The following is an 813-nucleotide window of genomic DNA, read 5'->3' as shown; positions in this document are numbered from 1 at the left end:
CCAGTCTCCCGTCGCAGAGAGAGATCCCCACATCATGAGCGGTGACCGACCAGGTGTACAGGTACGTCGAGCGGTGCCGGAGGGCTGCTTCGAGTTGAGCTTGGACATCGAGCGCGTGTTGAGCCTCTCTGCCCGACAGCCCATCAGGGCCGAGTTCCGGTTCTCGCCGGAGGCCCCCCTGGTCGTGTGCGTGGAGTTCCTCGTCCAGGGCGGCACGCGTGTGCTGTGGCGGATCGGCCGCGACCTCCTTCGGCAGGGACTGCGCTCTGCGAGCGGCTTCGGTGACGTGCGGATGTGGCCGTCGCAGTCCAGGGAGCCGGTCACCGCATGGCTGCAGCTGACCGCCAGGGACACGGCGGCCCTGTTCGAGATACCCGCACGCCCGCTTGCGGAGTGGCTGGAGTACACCTATGAGCTCGTTCCGGCCGGTCGCGAGCTCGCCACGATCGACTGGGCCGCCACCTCCGAGGACCTGCTTCGGAGCCCCAAGGCACAGCCCGAGTGATCACCGGGGGCAGGATGCCCGCCGACGGCTCGGCGACCGAGGGCGCCGAGCGCCGCGACGCGGCGGGTGCGCAGGAGAACTCGTCTGTCGATCACTGGGTCCCCCTGACGGACCGGGCGGGAGGGGGCGTACGAGCACGGAGCCGGTGGCTGCCTGGACAGCGGAGGACTCGGCATCGACCCCGGCCGCCCAGGCGGGCGACGTGTCCGCTCCGGCCCTGCTTGTTGGACCGGCACCGGCCCGCGATGCGCGCGGTGGCGGTCAGCCTGCTGGGGCCGGGCCCGGACGGGGACGACATCGTGCAGGAC

The 813-nt window shown here is 71.3% G+C and carries 1 protein-coding gene; it reads left to right on the top strand.

Going from position 1 to position 813, the window contains the following annotated elements; genetic code table 11:
• Nucleotides 1-505, top strand: a 505-nt coding sequence (locus tag CCN37_RS36995) for an SsgA family sporulation/cell division regulator (protein WP_210408383.1), incomplete at its 5' end; no start/stop codon positions are given.
• Nucleotides 506-813: the final 308 nt, after the last annotated feature.

This window comes from Allokutzneria sp. NRRL B-24872, from assembly GCF_002155965.1.
Taxonomy (GTDB): domain Bacteria; phylum Actinomycetota; class Actinomycetes; order Mycobacteriales; family Pseudonocardiaceae; genus Allokutzneria.
Note: the sequence above shows the minus strand (reverse complement) of the source record. Positions and strands in the feature narration are given on the sequence as shown.